Origin of the sequence: Dehalogenimonas sp. THU2 (genome assembly GCF_039749495.1) — a bacterium.
Classification (GTDB): Bacteria; Chloroflexota; Dehalococcoidia; order Dehalococcoidales; family Dehalococcoidaceae; genus Dehalogenimonas.
In genome coordinates this window covers 64,435-88,793 of sequence record NZ_JBDLLU010000004.1, presented here as the reverse complement: position 1 = coordinate 88,793, position 24,359 = coordinate 64,435, and the positions used below count along the sequence as shown (strand labels likewise).

The following is a 24,359-nucleotide window of genomic DNA, read 5'->3' as shown; positions in this document are numbered from 1 at the left end:
TAATTGATATGAATTTATCCAAGAAGGAGCAGACATTTGACCGACAAAGAAACCCCGGCACAGTGGCTGGCAGTATTCTCTGCGATCCGCGAGGACGCCAAACGGATCATCCAGAAGGTCGATGACGCCGTCGCCGCTGAAAACGAACAGGCCACCATCGAAGCCCTGAAGGAGGCCGCCGCCAATTTCCCCGCCGTGATCGACCGGTTGAAGGCTGTTCCGGATCCCGCTGAAAAAGACTTGAAAGAGATCAAAAAAAAGTTCCAGGCGGCTTACAAAGTATTTTTTGACGGTTTAAATTACGGCCTGGACTATTTTAACGTCACCTCCCCCTGGAACCGGAGCGTCTGGTGGAGCACCGCGGAAGTTGCCACCACCAAACTGGGAGAGGCCAATACCGCGTATATCCGGGCCTCCAAACGATTGAAAGCAAGTAAAGATCAGGGGTGAACCGGCCGATGACCACCGAACCCAGCGAAGCGATCGACGTTTATATCGCGGCTTTTCCTGATGACATCCGCGATATCCTGGAGAAAATGCGCCGGGTGATCAAGGAAACCGCCCCCGGTACCACGGAAGCAATCAGCTACGGCATGCCCACCTTCAAACTGAACAAAAAGAACCTGGTCCACTTCGCCGCGTGGCAGAATCACATCGGCTTCTACCCCACCCCCTCCGGCACCTCCGCCTTCGATACGGAACTCTCATCGTATAAACGTTCCAAGGGCGCCGTCCAGTTCCCCCTCGACCAGCCCATCCCCTACGACCTGGTAAAAAAGATCGTCCGATTCAGGGTAGATGAGGTTCTGGGCGGGAATAAATAAACGGCTCGGAGTATCTCCCCCCGGATTACCAACTACCCGCCTGAACCCGCTAAAATAAATCGACGGTAGAAGGAGGATCTATGCCGGATCAAACCAGACTCTACGGAACAACCTGGTGTTCCCACACCCGCCGCTCCCGGGCTATCCTGGACCGGCAAAACGTCATCTACACCTGGTTCGACATCGAAGCCGACAAGGAAGCCTGCGCCTTCGTGGAACAAACCAACCGCGGCAACCGCAGCGTCCCCACCATCGTCTTCCCGGACGGCGTTATCCTGGTCGAACCGGAAGACTCCGAACTCATCGATAAATGCGCTGAATTAAAGCGGTAACCCCTTTTCGGTCATTATAATTTCGGTAATTAGAATTTGTTTCGTATTTCGATATTCGGATTTCGAATTTCTCTCCCCTGGAGAGCCGTATGCCCATAACCAATCCCAACCCCGGCCACATCATCCTCGCCCTCATGAGCGAGCTTCCCCCTGCCACCCTGCCTGAACTGTCGGCTCAACTGAAAAAAGAATTCGGCCTCCCGGTGGAAACCGTGGAGATGAGTCATGACGTTTCCTTCGCCTGGAACCGCAGGAGGAAGCAGTATTCATCTCCCCTGATCCTTGATAAACTTCGGGAGATACCCAAAGGACCTCAGGACAGGATACTGGGCATCGTGGATGTGGATCTTTTCTGCCCGGATTACGATTTCGCCTTCGGCGAAGCGGAACCCACCGCCGGCATCGCCACACTATCCACCTTCCGCCTGAAGGAAGACCACCCGGACGCCGCCCTGCTCCGCACCCGCACCGTTAAAGAGGCAATCCATGAGACAGGTCATCTTTTCGACCTAGGCCACTGCGAGGACCCCGGCTGCGTGATGAGTTTCTCCTCCGGCAACCTGCCGCAGATAGACGCCAAATCCGCCTCCGTCTGCCCGTTGCCCCACCCATCGGAGGAATTCACTGAACAAGAAGTGATACCGGATTGAAGCCCGCCAACGCCTGAGTTAGCGTTTAACGATGGGTTCCGATTATCCGCTTAAAACCTCAGCACGAACGCGCGTAGCAACGCCATCACCACCCCCATCACCGTGCTCACCGCCTGTTCCGCCTCAGCGTTCCGGGGTGCGCCCGGATCCATCGGTGTGGACAGGAATTTTCCCAGCTTCTGCAGAGTCTCGGTCGATTTACCCGCCTGGTATTCATCTACCAGTTGTTGAAGTTCTGCCCTGAGTTTCGGATCGCCCGGCGTTTCTATCCGGGCTGTCCACTGTTGCTCGCGGAACCGCTGGTACCCAATGAAGTGACCCCGGTTGAGCCACAGTCCTCTACAGGCGGGGCACTGTTCCAGAATGATTTCCTCTGGAAAGTGTTCGTCGCTGAAGCGTGTCAGCCACTTTCCGTCGCGCGGGCAGGTCATGGGGTGGTCTTCGATAGCCGCGGGCCGGATCAGAATTGCCATATTCGCCGGCTCGAGCTTCGCCGCCTCCCCCTGCCGCGCCCTGAAAAGCTCTGACTCATCTTTCGAAAGGATGATTTTATCCAACGGCAGCGCTTTTGGCAATTATGCTTGCAACCGCAAAATTCCGGGCATCTCCCGATCCCTGAATCCTCGTTTTTAAAGCAGGACTGATAATATTTACAATTAGGTGTATAATTATTTGTAACGTAATATAAACTTTTAGTAAGGAGAAATCAAAGTGGTCCGGGACATTGCCGAAACAGTGGTGGGGATTTTTGAGACGAGCAATCGATATGGCTTCGAGGACGTCTTAAAAATGGTCAAGAAGCACTATCATATTTCAGCCAACGAACTGAAAAAGGTCAAAAAGGAAGCTGAAATACTTTTAACATATGATTTACTGGAACCCGAGCGACACGTAGACGTCTGCTAATCCAGCCAAACGCTGGCCCGCATTCTGGAAGCCGGTTATAATACACCCTCTTATCGGCTTGTACGAGTAATCTCCTCTCCCCCACGAGGGAGAGGACTAAGGCCTGTACTGAGCAAAGCGAATGTATGAGGGGGCACCTCCAGCAACGAAGAACCGATTGAATTCGAGTGTCCTGTTGCTTCAGCCTAGATCGACTGAGAATCGGTTAAGAAGAACACCCCGCCTTCAATCTTGATAGCCTTACCGGTCGTTAGGGCCTCGGCAACGGTCTTTCTCGCTTTTGCCAATACTCTCTGAAAAGTGGCGCGGGATATCCCCATTTTTGCGGCACATTCGGCCTGGTCCAACCCTTCCAGGTCTTTCAACCGCAACGCTTCCAGCCCCTCGACCGGCAATACCAATTCCTCGATCAACCGCAAAGGAATGCCCGCCGGTTTATAGTAGGTTACGCCCGGCATGCTTTCGACGGCGCGGCACTTGGGAGGTCTGGTCATTAGATTCGGCTAGTTGTGCCCGTGATGATGCTGGCCCGCGTGATCACAGGGAGAGTCGCCGTGGCTACAGACATTCTGCCCGCTGACGAGCGTCCTGTTGAAATGCCCTATAACTGCCTGTTCCGGATCCGGCTCAACTACTCCCAAAACAACCTGAATATTCTGCCGTTCAAACGCAATCCGGGGGCCCATCCCCATCCCCCCGGCCAGCACCACTTTGACTCCCTTGTCCGCCAGTATCTTAGGATTCCCGCCGCAATTATGGGGCGTTACCGCAATGGTTTCCTTGTTCGATAATGTACCCTTCTCATCCACATCGATCAGCATGAATTCGCTGGACTGACCGAAATGAGCTGATAAACGTCCCCCGTAAACCGGAATCGCGTATTTCATAAATCTCTCCTTTTGCCCCATTATGAGCATATACCCAATATTATACTACTACTTCATTGGGAGTCAAGTAGGTGTTTATGGTTTTAATAACCCAACTTAGCGCCCATTCGCGTCTCTCACTTTCGTAAAGGCCTGGTCCCGAGCGAAGTCGAAGGAGAGACTAAGAGGGATTCACTCTTGTTATTGTGCGGTTCATGCCCCTGCCCGATAAAACCGCGCGTCTGACTAATCTATACATGCAAATAAGCCGTGCCTGGGGTATCTGTCCCAGGCACGGCATAGTCTCTCAGGTTTCTTGCTTTTTAGGTGGTTTTGTCTTCGATGCTCGCGGTGGGAGCGTTTGTTTTTACGGACTCAATGCCATTCAGGGCACTGGCCTTTGCCTTGTACCCTTCGGAAACCGCGATCGTCTGCCCGTTCGATGCGACCAATCTGAATCGGAACTCCCCTGCCTTGTCCTGGTACAATTCGAATTTTCCTGCCATTGTATCCTCCTTTTTTTAATTTTCTAAGTTAGAGCCGATGTACAATTAGGGCACCTTTTTGCCTTGACGGGGATTGAAGTCGCGCAGTAAGGACAATCCTTGGTAGTCGCTTCCGCTGGAATTGCCGCTGCGGCTTCCCTGGCTTTTTGACGGGCGGCAATCTGATTGAGTGGCCTGACCACCAGGAAAAATATAGCCGCTGCCACGATCAGAAAGCTGGTTAGAGCGCTGATAAATACGCCGTAATTGATGGTGACTGCCCCGGCTGCCTGGGCCGCAGCCAGTGATTCATAAGGAGCAGCCGTAGCGCCCTCTTTTAGAACGATAAAGAGATTTGCGAAATCCACATTACCCAGGAGAAGGCCTATTGGCGGCATTAGTACGTCTGCGACAAAAGAATTGACGATAGACCCGAAAGCCGCGCCGATAACGATACCAACCGCCAGGTCCACAACGTTGCCGCGCATGATGAAGGTCTTGAATTCTTTAAGCATAGCCCTCCTTTCAACGGTTCTCATCATCATCTTACTCCGCTAATTCGGCATATACAAGATATCTTAACCTTACTTATACTAACTTTTCCTTACTATCTTTCCCAAATGTCCCATAAAAAAAGCTGGCCCCTTGCGGGGCCAGCTTTCTCATGTTCGATTCGACTGATGAGTCTGATTCAGCCGGAGTTACAGATTGAACAACAACTTCGCGTAAGTCGGCATCGGCCAATAATCGGAATCGACGACCGTCTCCAGCGTATCGGCATCCTTGCGCAGTTCCGCCATCGCCGTGAAGACCAGGTCGCGGTAGGCGATCGCCTGGGCTTTGGTGTCGCCGTGCAGGTGGCTGGCCTTCTGGACCGCTTTCTCCAGTTTGGCAAGGTTGGCGCTGAACGACTTCAGGGTTTCGCTGACCTGGTTGAACAGGGCTTTCTCCACATCCGCGTTTCCGTCGATGTCTAGGATACTGCTAATCGACCCGGCCAGGTCGGCCCGGAAGCTGATTACGGCCGGCAGGATCTGGCGCTTGGACATCTCGACCATGGTCAGCGCTTCGATGTTGATCGTCTTGATATAGATCTCGTACTGGATCTCGCAGCGGGATTCCATCTCGACGCGGGACAGGACGCCGTGTTTTTCCATCAGTGCGATATTCTTTTCCGCCCTGATCGCCCCGATGGCGTCGACAGTGGAGCGGATGTTGGGCAGGCCGCGCTTCTCGGCCTCGGTAACCCACTCCTCAGCGTAATTGTTGCCGTTGAAGATGACGCGCTTGTTCTTCTTGATAACCTCGAGGATGATCTCGGCGATCTCTCTATCGACGTTGGCGGCCTTCTCCAGCCGGTCGGCAAACTGGTTCAGGCTCTCGGCGACGATGGTATTGAGCGTGAAGTTAGCCTTGGCGATCGACTGCATCGAACCGACCATCCGGAACTCGAACTTGTTGCCGGTGAAGGCGAAGGGCGAGGTCCGGTTGCGGTCGGTGGTATCCTTGGGCAGCGACGGCAAAGAAGCGGTACCCAGGTGCATGATGCCGCCGGCCTTACTCTTGGTGGCGCCGCCCGCCTCTATCTGAGCCAGGATATCCGTCAACTGTTCACCGAGGAATATGGAGATGATAGCCGGTGGGGCCTCATTAGCTCCCAGGCGGTGATCGTTGCCCGGGCTGGCGGCAGAGTGCCGCAGCAGGTCCGCGTAATCATCGACCGCTTTGATGACGGCGCTCAGGAACACCAGGAACTGGACATTCTGATGCGGGTCGGTGCCGGGTTCCAGCAGGTTCTGCCCGTCATTGGTGGACATGGACCAGTTATTGTGTTTGCCGGAGCCGTTGATGCCGGCAAAGGGCTTTTCATGCAGCAGGCAGACCAGTCCGTGGCGCAGGGCGATTTTTTTCATCGCCTCCATCGCCAGTTGATTGTGGTCAGTGGCGATGTTGGAAGTGGTGAAGATCACCGCCAACTCATGCTGCGCCGGGGCCACTTCATTGTGCTTGGTCTTGGCGGCCACACCCAGCTTCCACAGTTCGATATCCAGGTCGGCCATGAAAGCCAGTATCCGGTCCTTGATCTGGCCGAAGTAATGGTCTTCCATCTCCTGTCCCTTGGGGGGTTTGGCGCCGAAAAGCGTCCGGCCGGTGAGAATCAGATCCTCGCGCTGGTCGAACAGTTTTTTGTCGATGATGAAATATTCCTGCTCCGGCCCGACGGTGGTCACGACCCGCTTGGTCGTTTTATTGCCCAGGACCCGCAGCACCCGGAGCGCCTGGCGGTTCAGGGCATCCATAGAGCGCAGCAGGGGGGTCTTCTTGTCGAGCGCTTCGCCGGTATAAGAAGCGAAGGCGGTCGGGATGCACAGGCTGCCGTCCTTGACGAAAGCCGGAGAAGTGCAGTCCCAGGCGGTATAGCCGCGGGCTTCGAAGGTGGCGCGCAGACCACCGGAAGGGAAAGAAGAGGCATCCGGCTCACCCTTGATGAGCTCCTTGCCGGAGAACTCCATCATCGTACGCCCGTCAGCCGTCGGCGAAATAAATGAGTCATGCTTTTCCGCGGTGATGCCGGTCAGGGGCTGAAACCAGTGAGTGAAATGGGTGGAGCCCTTGGCTATAGCCCAGTCTTTCATGGCGGAAGCCACTACTTCCGCGACCTGCGCGCCAAGCGGCAACCCTTCTTCAATCGTCTGCCTGAAGGATTTGTAGATCTCCTTCGGCAGCATCTGCCGCATGACCTGGTCGTTGAAGACATTACTGCCGTAAATATCGACCAGGGGTACCATTTCCTTGTGGTTCGATTGGTGCATCTTTAATTCTCCTTTATTAACGGACATGATTGTACTGCCTCTCCAATGCTTAATCAACGCGGCGTTTTCAGCCTCCGGGAAACTGCTCGCCGCATATTCTTAACTGATTATATCCGACATTTGTTACGAACATATTACCGCGCGTCGGTAACCCGCCGCGCACCTCTCCTTTTCGTAAAGGGAGATTGAGAGGGATTTCGTCTCATCCGCTACATGACGAGATCGCAGCACTATTTTGTTGGTTGGTTTGTTTCTCCACCCAGGAATACGTTCGCCCTGAGCCTGTCAAAGGGTCACCCGTTTTGAATTTTCGGCTTCGATATTTGGATTTGTTTAGAATTTAGATATTAGATATTAGGATTCTCCCCTCCCCCCACACCCCCCACCCCGATTCATGATACACTCCTATCGATATGATTGAGGCACAGATGATAAACACCCCCCGGATCAAAACCGATATTGAACCCGCCATCAAAGCCTGGCTGAAACAGGAATTTGACGATACCACTTTTCAAGAGCGCCAGGTCAAGTTTCCCGCCGGCGGAAGCTATACGTTCGACGCGGTGTCTCAGGACAACCGCATCGTCGCCGCCATTATCTATGATCGCGCCAACGCGGGAACCAAACACGAAAACACCGCCGGGTTGAAAAAGACGTTTTCCGTGCTTGAGCAGTTGAAACACCTCAGCCACGATACCGTCAGAATGGTGGTGTTCACTGATTTGGATCTACTGAACCTGGTTCAACGTAGAGCCTCCCGCTTGGGGATCAGGGGTATCAAACTCCTCTTATGCCCGCTGCCGCCGGACAAAAAAGACTTGCTGGACCAAATCCTGGACGCCGCCAACCAGGAATAACGGCTGAGTAAAATCAAAATGCCCACGCATCCCCCCAACGCGCTTTGACAGTACTAGTACCCCCATGTTATAAAAGAGTTACCCCCTAATTACTTGCCCCCGAGTAAAAAAAGGAGGCACCTTCCATGAAACTCCAGGACAAAGTCGCCGTAGTGACCGGAGCCGGTTCGGGAATGGGCAGAGCCATCTCGATGCTTTTCGCCAAAGAAGGCGCTAAAGTCATCGCCTCGGACTACAACTTCGATGCCGTGAAACAGTTAGTCGATGAGATCGTCGCGCTGGGCGGTACCGCTCAAGCCGTTCAGGCTAACGTAACTTCCGAACAAGACATCCAAAAAATGATCGATGCGGCCGTCAGCACCTACGGCACCCTGGATATCCTGGTCAACAACGCGGGGATTATGGACAATTTCGTTCCGGCGGCAGAACTGACCGATGAGCTTTGGGAAAAAGTCTTTGCCGTCAACTCTACCGGACCGATGCGCGCCACCAGAAAAGCTCTGAAAATATTCCTGGAAAAGAAATCTGGCGTCATCGTCAATATAGCCTCCGCCGGTGGTCTCATGGGCTCCAGAGCCGGCGCGGCTTACACCGCTTCCAAACACGCCGTCATCGGACTGACCAAAAACGTCGGTTTTCAGTACGCCAACCTGGGTATCCGTTGCAACGCTATCGCCCCCGGCGCCGTCAATACCAATATCGGGACCACCATCACCGCGCCGGACAAGTTCGGTATGGAAAGAGCCATGGCCGGCTTGAATTTGAACCCCCGGGTTGCCGAACCAGAAGAAGTCGCCAAAGTAGCCCTGTTCCTCGCCAGCGACGATGCCGCCCTGATCAACGGAACAGTAATAACTGCGGATGCTGGCTGGACAGCCTATTGATCCCTGGCGGGTAACCCACACCGTAGGCGGGCAACATGTTTTGGGGGCTACCGCATGCCCTCACCCACCCCGTCCCACCCACCAGTAGGGGCGACGCCTCGCCCACGGGCCGACCGGGGAGCTCGTCGAAGGTCATACATTGTTTTCCCCACCCGCACGCCTTTCCCTTTCGTAAAGGCCCGTCCTTGAGCGAAGTCGAAGGAGAGATAGAGAGGTATTTCGTCTCATGCCCGCCGTTGCGAGGTTACCCCACCCTCTCCAGCACCTCCCCCAACCCCTCAACCGTCGTAACCGGTGGAAAACAATTGAACTCCCGGCAAACATAAGCGGTAGCACGTCCATCGACTTGTGACCGGTCCTTGAATATAGCCAGCCCCGATACCGCGGACTCTTCGCCAGGATTCAACCCAACCGTGATCGTGTTGGGCCTGAAACCGCCACAAACCACCCCCACCAGGGCCAGTACAGCAGGATCGTCCGGCGCACCGATGATAGCAACTTCCTGTGACGGCCCCAGGTAAAGATCCAACGCCGATAAATGATGCCCGAACCCCAAAGGGTAGCGGGCCATGTTCTCACCGAGACCTCTGAGTGATCTCTCCGCCGCCGATAGGTACTTCTGATTGTCAGTTACCCTGGCTAATTTGAGCAATACCGCCGTCGCCGCCGAGCTGCCGGAGGGCACCGCGCCGTCCTGGACGCTCCTGGGCAGCTTGAAAAGTCCGGGAGTCCCCATGGGGACATCGTAGAACACACCTTCCGAATCATTCCAAAACAGCGCGATCATCCGGTCCGCTATTTGAAGCGCCTGTGACAACCAGCGGGAACTTAAAGTTACCTGGTGCAGCCACAGCATGGCGTCGATCATCTGGGCATAATCTTCCAAGAATCCTTCTTCGACTGAGGAGGTATGCCGCAGCGAGCCGTCCTTCACGAGTGAGTTCAGGACATTGTCAGCGCTCCTGACCGCCGCCGCCAGGTAGTCCGGTCGCCCCAGTACACAGGAAGCCTCCGCCAGACTGGCAACCATCATCCCGTTCCAGGAGGCCAGGACCTTGGTGTCCTTGCCGGGCGGAACCCGCTGTTCCCGCCGTCTTAGGAGTGCCGATTTAGGCTCCCGGTCGCGCCCGATCGCCTCCGCCGTGAATTCTCCCGTCAGGTGCAGGATGTTCATTCCCTCGAAGTTGCCCCCCGCCGTCACCCCGAACCTTTTGCGGAAGGTCTCCCCCCTCGCCTCCCCCAGGATGGAATCGATCTCACCGCCATCCCACGTATAATACTTACCCTCTTCGCCCTCGCTGTCCGCGTCTTGGGCGCTGTAAAAGCCGCCCGACGATGCGTCGGTCATTTCCCGCAGCACATATTCGAAGATATCCTCGGCGACGGCGCGGTACTCCGGATTTCCCGTGATCTGGAATGCATGCAGATATACCCGGCTGAGCAGCGCGTTATCATAGAGCATTTTTTCAAAGTGAGGGACCTGCCACGCGTTGTCGGTGGCATACCGGTGGAATCCCCCGCCCAGGTGGTCGTACATCCCGCCGCGGTACATCTTCTCCAGCGTGATTTCGACCGTTTCAAGTGCGTGTCTATCCTTGCTCCGGTGAAAGTATCGCAGCAGGAAGTCCAGCACCAGCGGTTGCGGAAACTTGGGCGCGCCGCCGAAGCCGCCGTTAGATTTGTCGAAATCCCGTTGCAGTGCCCCGTAAGCCCGCTCCATGATATCCGCCGACAGCTCCGTCCCGCCACCCGCCGGCACGGCTTCACTCAACGCCGTAACCAGCGCCTTCGCGGTTTTGGCTACTTCGGTGGGGCGGGTGCGGAAAGTATCGGCAATGGCTTCCAAAACCCGGGAGAATGCCGGCAGCCCGTGGCCGTCTTCCGGCGGAAAATAAGTACCCCCGTAAAAAGGCTTTCCGTCCGGCGTCAAAAAGGCCGTCAAAGGCCATCCGCCGTGGCCGGTCAGTGCCTGGACGGCAGACATATATATCGCGTCCAAGTCCGGCCGTTCCTCCCGGTCCACCTTGATGTTGATAAAATTCCGGTTCATCAATCCGGCCGTTTCCGGATTCTCAAAACTCTCATGAGCCATGACATGACACCAGTGGCAGGCGGAATACCCGATACTCAAAAGTATCGGTTTGTTCTCCGTCCGCGCCCGCGCCAGCGCCTCTTCCCCCCATGGATACCACTCCACCGGATTTTCAGCATGCTGCAACAGATAAGGACTTGTCTGCCCTGCCAGGTGGTTAGTCATGAGGGATATCCTCCGGGTTCTTCAATATCTGGACTCTGATGTTTATTCCAGTGTATCGTAAAATTCTTCCATTCCAAAGTGGAAGCCAGGTAATGGCCTTGATAATAATAAACCCGGAACTGAACAGGACGTGATCGCCCGATTGAAAACACCCAATCTTCGGAGTAAAGTAAAATCGCAAGTCGATTCATTCAAGAATTACGGATCGTTGCAGGAGTCGTAGTATGTCACTTACACCGGAAGAACGAATGCGCATTTACCAGGAAGAAAAGGCGCGTATTGAAGCTCAAGAAAACGTACAACAAGAAAGATTCGAATCTGATTCAAAATCAAAACCCCCGGGCGGATTGAGCCCGAATGTTGCGGGATTATTGTCCTATGCCGGGGGCTGGGTTAGCGGCCTAATCTTCCTTGCCCTCGAGAAGGAGAATCGTTTTGTTCGTTTCCATGCAGCTCAATCGATTATCGTTTTCGGAATCCTGAATATTATTAGCATGTCACTTGGTTGGATACCAGGAGCAGGCGGTGTCATTTCTGGCCTGGTGTTAGCCTTTAGTCTTGTATTTTGGATTGTATTGATGGTCAAAGCCTACCAGGGTGTGACGTATAAGCTTCCAATGATTGGTGATATCGCTGAAAGCTTAGCTCGGAACAACCAGCATGAAAAACAGCAGGTTGAAAATGAAATTCCACAATTTTCTCAACCTGGCTCCACTGTTGCAACTGTGAGTAAAGACCTGGGTGAAAGTGTTAAACAGCAATCTAGATCCAAAGCTGGCAGAATGATTGCTTCGGCGTTTGCTATTGCATGGAGCATCGTTTGGTTGATAGTCTTCAATTTCTTTCATCAATACTTGGCTTTCTACAACGGCGAAACTGTGGGAGGCGTTACAATTTGGAAAAGGTATCCCGTCTTTACGGAAGAAATCAGCCTATGGTTGCCAATCCTGACTCTAACGCTTATGTTGACTATCGTTGTTCATATAATCCTCATCATAATCGACAAATACTTGCTCCGTGAATTATCTACGATATGCCTGAATATTTTTTCTCTCATCACTGTTCTCGTACTGCTTGCAATTTTTCCTTTCGATTTTAGCGCAATCCCCGACACAACTGCGGCTGATATTACCCAAACTTCAGTAACTATAGCATTAATACTGATTGTTACAGCTATCACAATAGGTGTTTTAGTAAAATTCATTAAACTGGTAATGCGTTTGGCCTCAGGAAAGGCTAGCTATTCTTCAAGATAATTACGTATTGGTAGTATGTCCCGTGAGCAGTAATCAGCGAGTTTAGTTGGGGGTGATACAGATGCTATTGAGAATCATAGGAGCAGTAATCCTCGTACTCGCAATCCCGGTAGCCGCTTTCTCTATAATGGGCCTAATCTTTAGCGGCAACAGTGCAGAATTAGTTCAAGGGGTTATTGGGACGGTAATAACTGTTGGTTTAGTTCTGATCGGATATATGTTAGTTAGGCGAAGTTTCAAAACACGGTAGATCATGGAAGGGCAATGATCCCAAGGAATGTCCACTGGTACCCCCACACCGCCAAAATCCCATTGACAACCGCCCGTCCCCATGCTATCATCCGTTCTCCAATAAATGTTTGACCTGAGAGATTTGCTGATTTATGAGTGTCACCGCTTGCCCCGCCATCCCCCCGCCCCCATCGTGGATTAGGATAATTGTTTCAATTGTTTTTGCCTCCGCAAACAACTCGTCAACGCTTCCCGGCGCCATCGTCGGAAAAACTCTACCCGCGGCTGGCTGCCGTTTCATGAAAATTCACCCTTCGACGGAACAACGGGTAACACCGCTGCCCGTCCAGGCGCTGCCATAATCGCAAAATACTTTCGTTTCTGCACTTTGGAAAACGACTCAAAATATTTTTCATCAAAACATCTACGTTTCGCTAGTCTTTCCGCCCATCCACCGCGGAGGCCGTGAGGAAACTGATAGCTGAAAGCTGACAGCTGATAGCTAACCCCCCTTCATGCTAAAATAGCCCATTAACGCATTCATAAGGATTTTACCGCCATGACCGACATTCAGAAAACCGAGCTCCCCAAGGCCTATGAACCCTCCCAGGTCGAGGACAAGTGGTACGCCTTCTGGATGGAAAATAGGTACTTCAAGCCGCGCATCGACTCGGATAAGGAACCTTTCACCATCATCATGCCCCCGCCCAACGTCACCGGCGAGCTCCACCTCGGCCACGCCCTGACGGCTACGCTTGAGGACATCATGACCCGATGGCACCGCATGATGGGTGAGCCGACCCTGTGGCTACCCGGCGTGGATCATGCCGGCATCGCGGCGCAGGTGGTGGTGGAGCGGATGCTGGCCAAGGAGAAGAAGACCAAGTACGACCTGGGGCGGGAGGCCTTCACCGCGCGCATGTGGGAGTGGGCCAATTCCTGCCGCGATACCATCCGCAAGCAGCATATGAAGCTGGGCGCCTCCTGCGACTGGGACCGCGAGGTCTTCACCCTCGACGCCGGCCCCTCGCTGGCGGTTCGGACCACCTTTAAGAACCTCTACGACCAGGGCCTGATCTACCGCGGAGAGCGCATCATCAACTGGTGCCCCCGCTGCCACACCGCCATCTCGGACCTGGAGGTGGATCACAAGGATCTGTCCGGCCACCTGTGGCACATCAAGTACCCTCTTGTCGACGACCCTGACCGCTTCGTGACCGTGGCCACTACCCGGCCGGAGACGATGCTGGGCGACGTGGCCGTGGCCGTACACCCTGACGATGAACGCTATAAGGAACTCGTCGGCAAGAAGCTGCTGCTGCCGATCATGAACCGGGAGATTCCCATCGTCGCCGACGAGATCATCGACATGACCTTCGGCACCGGCGCGGTCAAGACTACCCCGGCCCATGACCAGACAGATTTCGACATCGCTCAGCGCCATGGCCTGCCGCTGGTCAATATTTTCAATAACGACGCCACGCTCAACAACAACGCCGGGAAATTCGCCGGTATGGATCGCTACGCCGCCCGCAAGCTCGTCGTCGAGGAACTGGTCAGCCTGGATCTCCTGGCTTTGGTGCAGGATTACGCCCATTCCGTCGGCCACTGCCAGCGCTGCGCCACCGTCGCCGAGCCGACCGCCTCCCGCCAGTGGTTCGTCAAGATGGAGCCGCTAGCCAAGCCTGCTATCGAGGCGGTGACCTCCGGACAGATAAAGATCCTGCCGGAGCGCTTCAACCGCGTCTATCTCAACTGGATGGAGAACATCCGGGACTGGTGCGTTTCCCGCCAGCTCTGGTGGGGCCACCGCATCCCCGTCTGGTACTGCCGGGACTGCGACGAGACCATCGTCGCCATCGAAGCCCCCGCCGTCTGCACCAAGTGTAAATCGACGAAGATCGAGCAGGATCCGGACGTTTTGGACACCTGGTTCTCTTCCGGGCTGTGGCCGCATTCGACGCTGGGCTGGCCGGAGGAGACGCTGGACCTTGGTTATTTTTATCCCACCAGCGTCATGGAGACCGGCTACGACATCCTCTTCTTCTGGGTGGTGCGCATGATCACCATGGGGCTGCACAACACCGGCAAAGTGCCCTTCCGCACCGTCTATCTCCACGGCCTCATCCGCGACGAGAAGGGCGAGAAGATGAGCAAAGTCAAAGGCAACGTGCTGAACCCGCTGACCCTCATCGACCAGTACGGCACCGATGCCCTGCGCTTCGGCATCACCACCGGCAACTCGCCCGGCAACGACATCAAGCTGTCGCCCATCCGCCTTGAGGCCGGGCGCAACTTCGCCAACAAGCTGTGGAACGCCTCCCGCTTCGTCATCGGCTATCTCGACAAATCGGCGCCGGGTGCTATCGACGATGCCGCCCTGCCCGCCGAGGACCGCTGGATCCTGTCCCGACTCAGCCGCACCGTCTCCCAGGCGACGGCCTATATGCAGGATTTCCAGTTCGGCGAGGCCGAGCGCGTCCTCCACGATTTCATCTGGGGCGAGTTCTGCGACTGGTACATCGAGCTGGCGAAGGTCCGCCTCCAGTCCAACTCCGGCCCCTCGCCGCTGCCGGTGCTCCTCAAGGTGCTGGACAACTCCCTGCGGCTGCTGCACCCCTTCATGCCCTTCGTCACCGAAGAACTCTGGCAGCGCCTGCGCCCGTACCTCGATAACGCGCCGGAGTCCATCATGATCGCCGCTTATCCCGAAGCCGACCTCGCCGCCATCGACGAGTCCGCCGAGGGCTTCATCGAAGGCCTGATCGAGGTCATCAAGTCCGTCCGCAACGTCCGCGCCGAGCACAAGGTGGAGGCCGGGCGCTTCATTCCCGCCGAACTCCACGCCGGAGACCTGGCCGGGTCTTTAGAAGCCTATAAACCGATCATCGAGACCCTGTCCCGCGCCCGCCCCCTCTCCATCGAGGCCGACCGCTTCCAGGGTGAGAGCGACTCGGAGCGTCTGGTGCTGGTACTCAAAAACGCCGAACTCGTCCTGCCGCTGGCCGGCATGATAGACCAGCAAGCCGAATCCGCCCGCGCCGCCAAGGAACTGGCAGAAACAGAATCCCAGGTAGAGCGGCTCTCCGCCATGCTCTCCAACGAATCCTTCACCGCCAAAGCCCCGGAGCAAGTAGTAGCCAAAGAACGCGCCAAACTGGAAGCCCTGGAGGATAAACTAAAACGGTTGAGGGGCGGCTAACACCAAATTCATCATTGCGAGGCCGACTTTAACCATCATTGCCTCTTAATCCGTCCCTTGTAATTTGTTACTTGGAATGGCGCAAACTCCATTCCTGATGCTATAATCCACCGATATGGAACTGACTAAAGAAGAAGTACTGCACATCGCCCGCCTGGCCCGCCTCGGCATAGAAGACGCCGAGATCGACCGCCTGCAAGGTGAACTCTCGGATATCCTGGGCCACTTCACCGTGCTCTCCCAGGTGGATACCGAGGGCGTCCCACCCACCGCCCATACCGTGGCCCAATGCAACGTCCTGGGCTACGACGAACCCGCCCCGTCGCTGCCGACCGAAGAGGTTCTCTCCAACGCCCCCGACCGCGACGGAGACTTCTTCCGCATCCACGCCGTACTTGAATAAGGATTTAAATTGACCATAGACGTTAGCTCATTCACCATCGTCGAGGCCCGCAAACTCCTCGATGCCAAAGAAATATCCTCTGTCGAACTCACCCGCGCCTACCTCGACCGTATCGACGCCGTCGATGGTAAGGTCCAGGCGCTGATGACCGTCACCGGGGATCTGGCGCTGAAGCAGGCCAAAGACGCCGATGCCGCCATCGCCCGCGGTGAGGTCGCCGCCCTGACCGGCGTGCCGGTGATCCTCAAGGATGTCCTCTGCACCAAAGGCGTCCGCACCACCTGTTCCTCGAAGATGCTGGAGAACTTCATCCCGCCTTACGACGCCGGTGTCGTCGAGAGATTGAAAGCCCGCGGCGCCGTCATCATCGCCAAGGCCAACATGGATGAGTTCGCCATGGGCTCATCGACGGAGAACTCGGTATATTTCACCACCCATAATCCATGGGATCTGACCCGGGTGCCCGGCGGCTCCAGCGGCGGTTCGGCCGCGGCCGTATCCGCCGGCGAGGCCCCGGCCGCCCTGGGCTCCGACACCGGCGGCAGCATCCGCCAGCCGGCCAGCTTCTGCTCCGTCACCGGCCTGAAGCCGACCTACGGCCTGGTGTCGCGCTACGGCCTCATCGCCTTCGCCTCATCACTGGACCAGATCGGCCCGCTGACCCAGGACGTGGCGGATTCGGCCCTGATGCTGAATGCCATCGCCGGTTACGACCCCCGCGATTCCACCTCGGTGCCGCAGCCGGAGGCGGATTACTACGGTTGCCTCGGCGGCAGCGTCAAGGGTATGCGGCTCGGCGTGCCCAAAGAGTACTTCGCCCAGGGCGTCACCCCTGAGGTCAAAGCGGCTGTCGATGCCGCCCTCAAGGTGTACGAGGATTTGGGCTGCTCCATCGAGGAATGCTCGCTGCCGACCACCAGCTACGCGCTGGCGGTTTATTACATCATCGCCCCTTCGGAAGCCTCCGCCAACCTGGCCCGCTACGACGGCGTCAGGTACGGCTTCTCCTACAAGGACACCGGGAGCATGTGGCAGGCCATGGAAAAGACCCGCGGCCTGGGCTTCGGCCCGGAGGTCAAACGGCGCATCATGCTAGGCACCTATGCCCTGTCCGCCGGCTACTACGACGCCTGGTACGTCAAGGCGCAGAAGGTGCGTACTGTCATCCGGAGAGAGTTCGACGCCGCCTTCGAGAAGTATGACGCCCTGATCACCCCCACCGCCCCGACCGTCCCCTTCAAGATCGGCGAAAAGGCTGCCGACCCCTTCTCCATGTACCTGTCGGATATCTGCACCATACCGGTCAACATCGCCGGCCTGCCGGGCATCTCCATCCAGGCCGGCTTCGCGGATAACCTGCCCATCGGCCTGCAGATCATCGGCAAACCCTTCTCGGAAAAAACCATCCTGAACCTGGGCCACGCCTACCAGCAGAACACCGCCTGGCACAAGCGCCGCCCGAAACTTTAAGAACCGCCAGGGTAGTACCCCCGTCGTTCTTCGTCCAATCTCCTCTCCCCCACGCCTGCCCTGAGCCTGTCGAAGGGGGGAGGGAATTAAAGCCTGTCCTGAGCGAAGCCGAAGGAGTGAGGGGGCACCTTACCTACCCGAATCCCAACCTAAGACCCGTTGCTATCGTAAAGCCCCTTCCCCTTATTCTGCTGCACGATCTTGTAGAACTCACCATTAACATCCGCCCCCTGCTCCCTCAGCACCCGCTCCGTCATCTCGACGGCATGGGACAGGTCGAGGAACTCATGCAGCCACTGGCTGTGATCCTCCGGGCTCTTGCGGTAAGCCTCGGCGAACTGTGAGTACTCTTCGGCGATCTTGTCGAACTGGTGCGCCGGGGTGAACTCGCCCCGCACCCGGGGGAACTTGAACATCTGCTTGACGCTGCCGAAGTGCCGCTGGAAGATGTACTTATCCACGTACCAGAAGACGGAGGCCAGGATAAGCTGGTTGAGCAGGAAGGCCGGAAATGTCGGCACCCCGATCTTGTCGGCGATGATGACCTGCATGATCGCCCCGGCGATGCCAGACAGCAGTATCCACCGTCCGAATACGTACACGAACCACTCTCTTGAGAACATAGCCTTCCCTCCGAAAACACAAAACCGCCTGAGCGGTTTGCCCAGGCGGTCGGCTTCTTGATAATCGCGCTCCACGTGGTTCATTCCACTTCCGCCAGTCGCGCGACTGCTTATATACAATGATACGTTCGATTCGCCGGCCTGTCAATAACTTTACCGCCGGTCATCGCCATTTTGACACAACTCAATCGATAGGCCACAATTAAATATATGACTATGAAATGGGAAAAGTGCTCCACCGGGCTTTCGGATATCCTGGCGGACGCCATGGGCGCCTTCCCGGCCCAGAAGCGCATGATGTTCGGCTGTCCGGCGTACTTCGTCAACGGCAACATGTTCGCCGGGGTGCACCAGTCCAGCATTATCCTGCGCCTGACCGAACCCGACCGGAGGCATATCCGTCAGGACTACGACGAATCATTGCCGTTCGAGCCTTTCCCGGGCCGGCTGATGAAAGAGTACATGACCGTGCCCGAGGCGCTGTATGAAAGTCCCGCTGATTTCGCCGCCTGGATCGGCAAATCGATCGCCTACGCGGCAGCTCTACCGCCGAAAACTCCCAAACCCCGGGTAACGAAGAAGGAGAAGCTGAAATGACCAAGATTAAAGTCGAAGGCGCTCACAAAGGCGACGTCATGCTCTATGCCCTGTCCACCTGCGTCTGGTGCGGCAAGACCAAAAAACTCCTGGACGACATGGGAATAGAATACAATTACGAGTACGTTGACCTGCTGACCGGCGCGGACCGGGACGCCGCGGTCAAAGAGATTACCACCTGGAATCCTGCAATCTCCTTCCCTACACTGGTCATCGACGGCGAGAAATGCATCGTTGGTTTCAAAGAAGAGGAGATCCGTCAGGCACTCAAATGAAAGACTACAAACTTGATCCGGAGGCGGTCGAGAAACACTACCGGAAGCTTAACACAGAAGCCGAAGGCGGGGGTTACCATCTGAATCCAGACATCGATTTCACCAGATCGCTGGTCGAGGGATTATTGGTTAATATCGACCGTTACGGTTACCAAGCGTGTCCCTGCCGCCTGGCTTCCGGCGTCAAATCGGAAGACCTGGACACCATCTGCCCCTGCGACTACCGCGACCCGGACATCAGTGAATACGGTGCCTGCTTTTGCGGTCTTTACGTCAACACGCCCATACTGCAAGGCAAACAGGAGTTGCAGCCGGTGCCGGAAAGAAGAGGTCAGCAAATGCCAGAACCGAAAGAATCAGCCGCCCCCGGCGGCTTCACGGTTAACTTATCCCAGCCGGTATGGCGGTGCAAGGTCTGCGGCTACCTGTGCGCCCGGTCCGAACCGCCGGACAACTGCCCCATCTGTAAGGTACCCAAGGAACGCTTCGAACGATTCGTATAGCGGCGACCTGTACGTCTCCCCGATCGGGTTTAGGCCAATACTATCTCGTGCGTTGATTTGCCGTTATAAAAAATATGAAAAATATAAATCGACATCTGATCCTGTTATTCACCTTGAGCCTGGCGCTGGTAATTCCCATGCTGTCAGGTTGCTCACCGGCAAAAGATCCGGCACAGGAGGTGCTCGATACCAACCGCGCCAAATGGGAACAGGCCGCTATCGCCAGCTATGATTTCCAGTTGCGCATCGGATGTTTCTGCCCGCCGGACAACACCCGTCCGGTCGATATCGAAGTAGAGGACGGCGTCGCCATAAGTATCGAGTACACTGATGAACCCAAAACCGTCACCACCGATTTCTTCCAGCGGGCCGACACCATCGAAAAACTCTTCGACATCATCCAGGATGCCATCAATACCGAAGCCGACAGCCTTCTCGTGGAGTATGACGCCACTTACGGCCACCCCACGTCCATCACTATTGATCCCATCAAACTGGCGGTTGACGAGGAGATCGCATATTTCGTTGAGGCCTTCGCACCGAAAGCATAAATTAAACCCACCTGATGATCGCTGGGTGAAATGCTACAATATTTTCAATCGAATGTATCGAGGCGAGTATGGCAGACACGAACGCTCCAAATGCGGCTCTCGAAGCTAAAATCCAGTCCCTTAGAGACGGCCTCAGCCCGAAGGAGCAGAAACGGCTCCGCCTGGACATGGTCCTTCAGGTGATAAGGCGGCTGGAAGCTCTTTCCGCTGATTGTGACTTCTGTGCTGGACATCCGCAGATCACCGACCAACTGACGGAAGCGCTCAATTCGTTCGATCGTGAAAAATGGCGTATCGACGACTGGAAAACTTACTATCGATTGATCGATAACACCGTCAAACATCTGAAGGAAGCTCATCAACTTGTCGAGGAAGGTGAGAACATGGGCATGTGGATCGCCCTCGGGACTGGTATTGGCGTCGCGCTGGGTGCGGCTTTCGACAACGTTGGCGCCGGTATCGTCATCGGCATCGCTATCGGTACCGCCTTCGGCGCTTCGTTAGACGCCGTCGCCCATAAGCAAGGCAAAGTCATTTGATATGGCTGCCAATTAAAAGAACATACCCCGGAAAATACCTGCTCTAATCGTGCGCCGTTGCACGAGACGTCTCGAATGCGTATAATGACGGGCACAACTGACGTTAGGGGTTTGCTATGCTCAAACAAGAAATCCTCAAAATACTGGAAGCCGATGCCCGTACCTCCCCCGAACAGATTGCCCGCATGACCGGCGCTGATCTTTCAGAGGTCAAACAGATCATCAGCGACGCCGAGGCCGACCGCACCATCGTCCGTTATAAGACAGTCATCAACTGGGAAAAGATCTCCAACGAACGGGTTGAAGCTATCATCGAGGTCAAGGTGGTGCCGCAGCGTGACACTGGTTTCGACGCCATCGCCGAGCGCATCTACCGCTTCCCGGAAGCCCGCACCGTCTACCTGATGTCCGGCACCTATGACCTGGCGGTACTGGTCACCGGCAAAACCATGCACCAGGTGGCTGATTTTGTTTCCCAGAAGCTGTCGCAGATCGACGGCGTTCAAGGCACCACCACCAACTTTATGCTCAAACGCTACAAGGAAGATGGTGCCGTGCTGGCCGGAGCCGAAGAGATTCCGCGTCAACAGGTCGTCCTGTAGGTTTGGATACGATGTCGATCGAAACCAGAATCGAACGTTCACTGACCTCGCAGCGCGTCAAGGCGATCAAGCCTTCCGGTATCCGGAAGTTCTTTGACCTACTGGCTGGTATGGAGGGCGCCATTTCACTGGGCGTCGGTGAGCCTGATTTCGCCACGCCCTGGCATATCCGCGAGGCGGCCATCTTCGCCTTGGAGCACGGGCGCACCATGTACACCAGCAACGCCGGTTCGCCGGAACTGCGCCATGAAATCGCCCGCTATCTGAGCGAGACCCACCAGCTGAACTATGACTGGAACGGCGAGTTGCTGGTCACCGTAGGCGTCAGCGAAGCCCTCGACCTGGCCGCCCGGGCCATACTCGATCCCGGCGACGAGGTCCTTCTGCCGGACCCGTGCTATGTCTCCTACTCATCCTGCGTCACCCTGGCCGGCGGCGTGCCGGTACCCGTGCCGACTTATGAAGACCAGTCATTCGAACTTAATCCTAACGATGTCGCCCGTTGCATCACACCCAAGACCAGGGCAATCCTATTGGGCTATCCCGCCAACCCCACCGGCGCCGTCATGCCGGCCGACAAACTGGCTGAGATCGCCGTGCTGGCCCAGCGTCATAACCTGACCGTCATCTCCGACGAGATCTACAACCGCCTGACCTACGGAGTCTCCGTCCCGTCCTTTGCCAGCCTGCCCGGCATGAAGGAGCGCACCATTCTCCTGAACGGCGTCTCCAAGTGTTATTCCATGACCGGCTGGCGCATCGGTTATGCCGCCGGCCCGCGTGAGATCATCGCCGGTATGACCAAGATCCATCAATACACCATGCTCTGCGCCTCTTCCATGGGTCAGGCCGCCGCCATCGAAGCCCTCAAGAACGGCGAAGAAGACATCCAGGCCATGGTGGACGACTATAACCGCCGCCGCATGGTCATGGTCTCCGGCTTCAATTCCCTCGGCCTGTCCTGTTTCGAACCCCGCGGCGCTTTCTACGCCTTCCCCTCGGTAAAAAGCACCGGCCTTTCCTCTGACGAGTTCGCGGAACGTCTCCTCAAGGAAGAAAAAGTGGCCGCCGTACCCGGCACCGCCTTCGGTGAACAGGGAGAAGGTTACCTCCGCTGTTGCTACGCTACATCTCTGCCCCAGATAGAGGAAGCACTCGAACGGATCAAGCGGTTCCTGAGCCGCCTGTAGTAATCCACGCATTGCGACGACCGATGTGCGTGTGACGGTTCCGAACGCCAGAAACGCTGCACTCGACGATCGATGAGGTGTTTATCTTAGATGGAGCTGGCGAGGTTGACCAGGCTATAAAATAACCGTCCGGTTCTCGTGCACGAACACCCTCCGGGCGATAAACAGTTTCACCCCGTCCGACAGCACCCTCTTCTCGATATCCCGCCCTTTAGTGATCAGGTCATCCACGCTGTCCTGGTGAGAGATCTGAAGCGTGCCCTGATGTATGATCGGGCCCTTATCGAGGTCAGCCGTAGCGAAATGCGCCGTCGCGCCGATGACCTTCACCCCCCGCTCGAACGCCCGGTGGTACGGTTTAGCACCCTCGAAAGCCGGTAGAAAGGAATGGTGGATGTTGATGACGCGGTTTTCGTACCGGCTGAGGAAATCCGGGCTCAAGACCTGCATATAGCGCGCCATGACGACAAAATCAGCGCCGCAGGTATCTAGTATCTCGAACTCCTGCCGCTCCGCGTCGGTCTTGTTCTCCGCGCTCTTGGTTACTACCTGGAAATCGATTCCGAAGAGATCGGCGATATATCTGAGATCTTCATGATTGCTGATTATCACCGGGATGTCGCACTTGAGCTCCCCGGCCTTGTGCCGCAGCAGCAGGTCCCACAGGCAGTGGTCGAACCTGGAGACCATGATTGCCATCCTGGGGAGGCCGTCGGAATAGTGCAATTCCCAGTTACCGCCGAAGCTGTTGTCCGCAGCCAATGCATCGACGGCATTCCTGATCTCGGGCTGTTCGATGGTAAAATCCTTGAGATCCCACTCCACCCGCATGAAAAAGGTATTGCTGGTCCGGTCGACGAACTCATCCAGCGTGATGATATTGCCGCCGTTCATCGAGATGAAATCGGCCGTGGCGGCAATGATGCCTTTGCGATCCTGACAGCTAACCTTGAGAATGGCAGAACTCAAAGCAGCCCCATCTTTTGCTTGACCTCGACCATTGTCACCCTGGCGATAGCCCGGGCCTTCTCGGCGCCCTCTTTGATCACCTTGTCGATATATGCCTGGTCCGCGGCGATCTCCGCCCGGCGGGCCCGCAGCGGCGCCAGGTATTCGTTGATAGCGGCGCCGAGTTGTTTTTTACAGTCCACGCAACCGCGGGAAGCGCTCTGGCACTCGGAAGCGATCTCATCGACTATGGCCGGACTGAAATGCTTTTGCAACTTATAGATGTTGCATACCTCCGGGTGGCCCGGATCGGAGCGCAGGCGTCTGGCTGGATCGGTCACGGCGCTCATCACCTTTTTCATCGTTTCTTCGGGGGTAGCCGCCAGTTCGATGTGGTTGTTCAAGGACTTGCTCATCTTGTCCCGGCCGTCCAAGCCGACCACCATCGGGAAGCTGGTCAGTTTGCCCTTCGGTTCGGGGAAGGTCGGGCCGAACTGGTCGTTGAACCGCCGCACGATTTCCCGCGCCAGTTCCAGGTGCGGCAACTGATCTTCGCCGACCGGTACAGCCTCAGCTTTATACAGGACGATGTCGGCGGTCATCAACACTGGGTAACCCACCAGCCCGTAATTGACGTTATGAGGTTGTTGCTTCGCTTTTTCCTTGAAGGTCGGCACCCGCAACAGCCAGGACAGCGGCGTCGCCATCCCCAGCAATGTGAAAAGCTCAGTCACTTCCGGTACGTGTGATTGGACGAAGAGGATGCATTTATCGGGATCCAGACCGGCAGCCAGAAGGTCGATCATCTGCTCCCTGACATTGTCTTTCAACAGGTGGGTATCTTCCAGGGTCGTCAGTGCATGGATATCCACCACGCAATAGATGCAATCATATTCGTCCTGCATGGCCACATAGTTCTGCACCGCGCCCAGGTAGTTGCCCAGGTGGATGCGGCCGGTCGGCCTGATGCCGGAAAAAACGCGCTTTTTCATGGAACTCTTTACTCCTTAACGAGAGGCCATTGTAACACAGCTATAAAAGGCCCTCAAATAAGGAGAGCTAGTATAAATTTTTATTGACACCGGGCAACCCCAG

28 protein-coding genes and 1 riboswitch are annotated in these 24,359 nt (G+C 55.9%); of the genes, 18 read left to right on the top strand and 10 right to left on the bottom strand.

Annotated elements, in window-relative coordinates:
- Window positions 1-36 precede the first annotated feature (36 nt).
- The 4 genes from ABFB09_RS03200 to ABFB09_RS03185 all read left to right on the top strand — a co-directional run bounded on the left by ABFB09_RS03200 (window position 37) and on the right by ABFB09_RS03185 (window position 1,806).
- Window positions 37-450, top strand: a complete 414-nt coding sequence (locus tag ABFB09_RS03200; protein ID WP_346999825.1) for a hypothetical protein — start codon at window positions 37-39, stop codon at window positions 448-450.
- Between the two features lie 8 nt (window positions 451-458).
- A complete protein-coding gene (locus ABFB09_RS03195) occupies window positions 459-824 on the top strand; it encodes a DUF1801 domain-containing protein (RefSeq protein WP_346999824.1) in 366 nt (121 codons plus the stop codon).
- A gap of 80 nt (window positions 825-904) precedes the next feature.
- Window positions 905-1,156: a glutaredoxin domain-containing protein gene (locus ABFB09_RS03190; RefSeq protein ID WP_346999823.1), complete on the top strand. Its 252-nt coding sequence runs from the start codon at window positions 905-907 to the stop codon at window positions 1,154-1,156.
- Between the two features lie 89 nt (window positions 1,157-1,245).
- Window positions 1,246-1,806: an archaemetzincin gene (locus tag ABFB09_RS03185; RefSeq protein ID WP_346999821.1), complete on the top strand. Its 561-nt coding sequence runs from the start codon at window positions 1,246-1,248 to the stop codon at window positions 1,804-1,806.
- 50 nt (window positions 1,807-1,856) lie between these two features.
- Here ABFB09_RS03185 and ABFB09_RS03180 read toward each other — a convergent pair whose 3' ends face one another.
- On the bottom strand, window positions 1,857-2,363 hold the full coding sequence (locus tag ABFB09_RS03180) for a zf-TFIIB domain-containing protein (RefSeq protein WP_346999819.1): 507 nt from the start codon (window positions 2,361-2,363) through the stop codon (window positions 1,857-1,859).
- Between the two features lie 154 nt (window positions 2,364-2,517).
- On the opposite strand from ABFB09_RS03180, the gene ABFB09_RS03175 reads away from it, so the two are divergent.
- Complete coding sequence (locus tag ABFB09_RS03175; RefSeq protein ID WP_346999818.1) at window positions 2,518-2,712, top strand: hypothetical protein; 195 nt, start codon at window positions 2,518-2,520, stop codon at window positions 2,710-2,712.
- A 185-nt stretch (window positions 2,713-2,897) separates the two neighbouring features.
- Here the strand turns inward: ABFB09_RS03175 and ABFB09_RS03170 are convergent, their stop codons facing one another.
- The 5 genes from ABFB09_RS03170 to ABFB09_RS03150 all read right to left on the bottom strand — a co-directional run bounded on the left by ABFB09_RS03170 (window position 2,898) and on the right by ABFB09_RS03150 (window position 6,852).
- A complete protein-coding gene (locus tag ABFB09_RS03170; RefSeq protein ID WP_346999816.1) occupies window positions 2,898-3,206 on the bottom strand; it encodes a DUF134 domain-containing protein in 309 nt (102 codons plus the stop codon).
- Between the two features lie 9 nt (window positions 3,207-3,215).
- Entirely contained in the window at window positions 3,216-3,599 is a 384-nt protein-coding gene (locus ABFB09_RS03165) for a NifB/NifX family molybdenum-iron cluster-binding protein (RefSeq protein ID WP_346999815.1), read from the bottom strand.
- 302 nt (window positions 3,600-3,901) lie between these two features.
- Window positions 3,902-4,084, bottom strand: a complete 183-nt coding sequence (locus ABFB09_RS03160) for a YegP family protein (RefSeq protein WP_346999813.1) — start codon at window positions 4,082-4,084, stop codon at window positions 3,902-3,904.
- Window positions 4,085-4,107: 23 nt separating this feature from the next.
- Window positions 4,108-4,578 carry a large conductance mechanosensitive channel protein MscL gene (gene mscL / locus ABFB09_RS03155; protein WP_346999812.1) on the bottom strand — a complete coding sequence of 157 codons (471 nt, stop codon included), beginning with the start codon at window positions 4,576-4,578 and terminating at the stop codon, window positions 4,108-4,110.
- 186 nt (window positions 4,579-4,764) lie between these two features.
- Window positions 4,765-6,852, bottom strand: a complete 2,088-nt coding sequence (locus ABFB09_RS03150; RefSeq protein ID WP_346999935.1) for a glutamine synthetase III — start codon at window positions 6,850-6,852, stop codon at window positions 4,765-4,767.
- Between the two features lie 452 nt (window positions 6,853-7,304).
- On the opposite strand from ABFB09_RS03150, the gene ABFB09_RS03145 reads away from it, so the two are divergent.
- Window positions 7,305-7,733: a hypothetical protein gene (locus tag ABFB09_RS03145; RefSeq protein WP_346999811.1), complete on the top strand. Its 429-nt coding sequence runs from the start codon at window positions 7,305-7,307 to the stop codon at window positions 7,731-7,733.
- A 125-nt stretch (window positions 7,734-7,858) separates the two neighbouring features.
- Entirely contained in the window at window positions 7,859-8,617 is a 759-nt protein-coding gene (locus ABFB09_RS03140; protein WP_346999810.1) for an SDR family oxidoreductase, read from the top strand.
- A gap of 244 nt (window positions 8,618-8,861) precedes the next feature.
- On the opposite strand, the gene ABFB09_RS03135 is transcribed toward ABFB09_RS03140, so the two are convergent.
- Window positions 8,862-10,874, bottom strand: coding sequence for a thioredoxin domain-containing protein (locus tag ABFB09_RS03135; RefSeq protein ID WP_346999809.1), 2,013 nt, complete (start codon window positions 10,872-10,874; stop codon window positions 8,862-8,864).
- 224 nt (window positions 10,875-11,098) lie between these two features.
- Here ABFB09_RS03135 and ABFB09_RS03130 point away from each other — a divergent pair, with 224 nt between their 5' ends.
- The 4 genes from ABFB09_RS03130 (at window position 11,099) to gatA (ending at window position 17,436) form a co-directional block, all read left to right on the top strand.
- A complete protein-coding gene (locus tag ABFB09_RS03130; protein WP_346999808.1) occupies window positions 11,099-12,130 on the top strand; it encodes a DUF4870 domain-containing protein in 1,032 nt (343 codons plus the stop codon).
- 790 nt (window positions 12,131-12,920) lie between these two features.
- Complete coding sequence (locus ABFB09_RS03125; RefSeq protein ID WP_346999807.1) at window positions 12,921-15,563, top strand: valine--tRNA ligase; 2,643 nt, start codon at window positions 12,921-12,923, stop codon at window positions 15,561-15,563.
- 115 nt (window positions 15,564-15,678) lie between these two features.
- Window positions 15,679-15,966, top strand: a complete 288-nt coding sequence (gene gatC / locus ABFB09_RS03120; RefSeq protein ID WP_346999805.1) for an Asp-tRNA(Asn)/Glu-tRNA(Gln) amidotransferase subunit GatC — start codon at window positions 15,679-15,681, stop codon at window positions 15,964-15,966.
- 9 nt (window positions 15,967-15,975) lie between these two features.
- A complete protein-coding gene (gene gatA / locus ABFB09_RS03115; protein WP_346999804.1) occupies window positions 15,976-17,436 on the top strand; it encodes an Asp-tRNA(Asn)/Glu-tRNA(Gln) amidotransferase subunit GatA in 1,461 nt (486 codons plus the stop codon).
- A 149-nt stretch (window positions 17,437-17,585) separates the two neighbouring features.
- Here the strand turns inward: gatA and ABFB09_RS03110 are convergent, their stop codons facing one another.
- Window positions 17,586-18,059, bottom strand: a complete 474-nt coding sequence (locus tag ABFB09_RS03110) for a hypothetical protein (protein WP_346999803.1) — start codon at window positions 18,057-18,059, stop codon at window positions 17,586-17,588.
- A 32-nt stretch (window positions 18,060-18,091) separates the two neighbouring features.
- A riboswitch (ZMP/ZTP riboswitch) is annotated at window positions 18,092-18,171 on the bottom strand.
- A gap of 98 nt (window positions 18,172-18,269) precedes the next feature.
- On the opposite strand from ABFB09_RS03110, the gene ABFB09_RS03105 reads away from it, so the two are divergent.
- From ABFB09_RS03105 to ABFB09_RS03075, 7 genes are all read left to right on the top strand, one after another.
- Entirely contained in the window at window positions 18,270-18,656 is a 387-nt protein-coding gene (locus ABFB09_RS03105; protein ID WP_346999801.1) for a TfoX/Sxy family protein, read from the top strand.
- Complete coding sequence (locus ABFB09_RS03100) at window positions 18,653-18,931, top strand: glutaredoxin family protein (RefSeq protein ID WP_346999799.1); 279 nt, start codon at window positions 18,653-18,655, stop codon at window positions 18,929-18,931. Before ABFB09_RS03105 ends, ABFB09_RS03100 begins: the two co-directional genes overlap by 4 nt.
- Window positions 18,928-19,434, top strand: a complete 507-nt coding sequence (locus ABFB09_RS03095; protein WP_346999797.1) for a ferredoxin-thioredoxin reductase catalytic domain-containing protein — start codon at window positions 18,928-18,930, stop codon at window positions 19,432-19,434. The genes ABFB09_RS03100 and ABFB09_RS03095 overlap by 4 nt, the downstream gene beginning before the upstream one ends.
- 74 nt (window positions 19,435-19,508) lie before the next feature.
- On the top strand, window positions 19,509-19,985 hold the full coding sequence (locus ABFB09_RS03090; RefSeq protein ID WP_346999796.1) for a DUF6174 domain-containing protein: 477 nt from the start codon (window positions 19,509-19,511) through the stop codon (window positions 19,983-19,985).
- A gap of 68 nt (window positions 19,986-20,053) precedes the next feature.
- Window positions 20,054-20,524 carry a hypothetical protein gene (locus ABFB09_RS03085; protein ID WP_346999794.1) on the top strand — a complete coding sequence of 157 codons (471 nt, stop codon included), beginning with the start codon at window positions 20,054-20,056 and terminating at the stop codon, window positions 20,522-20,524.
- 116 nt (window positions 20,525-20,640) lie between these two features.
- The gene (locus ABFB09_RS03080; RefSeq protein ID WP_346999793.1) at window positions 20,641-21,126 is read left to right on the top strand and encodes an Lrp/AsnC family transcriptional regulator; all 486 of its coding nucleotides are present in this window, start codon (window positions 20,641-20,643) and stop codon (window positions 21,124-21,126) included.
- Window positions 21,127-21,137: 11 nt separating this feature from the next.
- Window positions 21,138-22,316 (top strand): aminotransferase class I/II-fold pyridoxal phosphate-dependent enzyme, encoded by a 1,179-nt coding sequence (locus ABFB09_RS03075; RefSeq protein ID WP_346999791.1) that lies wholly within the window; start codon window positions 21,138-21,140, stop codon window positions 22,314-22,316.
- Window positions 22,317-22,430: 114 nt separating this feature from the next.
- On the opposite strand, the gene purU is transcribed toward ABFB09_RS03075, so the two are convergent.
- Both purU and trpS read right to left on the bottom strand, forming a co-directional pair.
- Window positions 22,431-23,285, bottom strand: coding sequence for a formyltetrahydrofolate deformylase (purU, locus tag ABFB09_RS03070; protein ID WP_346999790.1), 855 nt, complete (start codon window positions 23,283-23,285; stop codon window positions 22,431-22,433).
- Complete coding sequence (gene trpS, locus ABFB09_RS03065) at window positions 23,282-24,256, bottom strand: tryptophan--tRNA ligase (RefSeq protein WP_346999789.1); 975 nt, start codon at window positions 24,254-24,256, stop codon at window positions 23,282-23,284. The genes purU and trpS overlap by 4 nt, the downstream gene beginning before the upstream one ends.
- Window positions 24,257-24,359: the final 103 nt, after the last annotated feature.

Coding starts and splice junctions, on each gene's coding strand:
- ABFB09_RS03185 (WP_346999821.1), top strand. CDS start 1,246: ATGCCCATAACCAATCCCAACCCCGGCCACATCATCCTCGCCCTCATG.
- ABFB09_RS03125 (WP_346999807.1), top strand. CDS start 12,921: ATGACCGACATTCAGAAAACCGAGCTCCCCAAGGCCTATGAACCCTCC.
- ABFB09_RS03160 (WP_346999813.1), bottom strand. CDS start 4,084: ATGGCAGGAAAATTCGAATTGTACCAGGACAAGGCAGGGGAGTTCCGA.
- ABFB09_RS03195 (WP_346999824.1), top strand. CDS start 459: ATGACCACCGAACCCAGCGAAGCGATCGACGTTTATATCGCGGCTTTT.
- ABFB09_RS03135 (WP_346999809.1), bottom strand. CDS start 10,874: ATGACTAACCACCTGGCAGGGCAGACAAGTCCTTATCTGTTGCAGCAT.
- ABFB09_RS03090 (WP_346999796.1), top strand. CDS start 19,509: ATGAAAAATATAAATCGACATCTGATCCTGTTATTCACCTTGAGCCTG.
- ABFB09_RS03190 (WP_346999823.1), top strand. CDS start 905: ATGCCGGATCAAACCAGACTCTACGGAACAACCTGGTGTTCCCACACC.
- ABFB09_RS03100 (WP_346999799.1), top strand. CDS start 18,653: ATGACCAAGATTAAAGTCGAAGGCGCTCACAAAGGCGACGTCATGCTC.
- ABFB09_RS03145 (WP_346999811.1), top strand. CDS start 7,305: ATGATAAACACCCCCCGGATCAAAACCGATATTGAACCCGCCATCAAA.
- ABFB09_RS03150 (WP_346999935.1), bottom strand. CDS start 6,852: ATGGTACCCCTGGTCGATATTTACGGCAGTAATGTCTTCAACGACCAG.
- ABFB09_RS03075 (WP_346999791.1), top strand. CDS start 21,138: ATGTCGATCGAAACCAGAATCGAACGTTCACTGACCTCGCAGCGCGTC.
- ABFB09_RS03085 (WP_346999794.1), top strand. CDS start 20,054: ATGGCAGACACGAACGCTCCAAATGCGGCTCTCGAAGCTAAAATCCAG.
- ABFB09_RS03165 (WP_346999815.1), bottom strand. CDS start 3,599: ATGAAATACGCGATTCCGGTTTACGGGGGACGTTTATCAGCTCATTTC.
- ABFB09_RS03105 (WP_346999801.1), top strand. CDS start 18,270: ATGACTATGAAATGGGAAAAGTGCTCCACCGGGCTTTCGGATATCCTG.
- ABFB09_RS03140 (WP_346999810.1), top strand. CDS start 7,859: ATGAAACTCCAGGACAAAGTCGCCGTAGTGACCGGAGCCGGTTCGGGA.
- ABFB09_RS03130 (WP_346999808.1), top strand. CDS start 11,099: ATGTCACTTACACCGGAAGAACGAATGCGCATTTACCAGGAAGAAAAG.
- ABFB09_RS03080 (WP_346999793.1), top strand. CDS start 20,641: ATGCTCAAACAAGAAATCCTCAAAATACTGGAAGCCGATGCCCGTACC.
- gatC (WP_346999805.1), top strand. CDS start 15,679: ATGGAACTGACTAAAGAAGAAGTACTGCACATCGCCCGCCTGGCCCGC.
- ABFB09_RS03110 (WP_346999803.1), bottom strand. CDS start 18,059: ATGTTCTCAAGAGAGTGGTTCGTGTACGTATTCGGACGGTGGATACTG.
- ABFB09_RS03170 (WP_346999816.1), bottom strand. CDS start 3,206: ATGACCAGACCTCCCAAGTGCCGCGCCGTCGAAAGCATGCCGGGCGTA.
- ABFB09_RS03095 (WP_346999797.1), top strand. CDS start 18,928: ATGAAAGACTACAAACTTGATCCGGAGGCGGTCGAGAAACACTACCGG.
- trpS (WP_346999789.1), bottom strand. CDS start 24,256: ATGAAAAAGCGCGTTTTTTCCGGCATCAGGCCGACCGGCCGCATCCAC.
- mscL (WP_346999812.1), bottom strand. CDS start 4,578: ATGCTTAAAGAATTCAAGACCTTCATCATGCGCGGCAACGTTGTGGAC.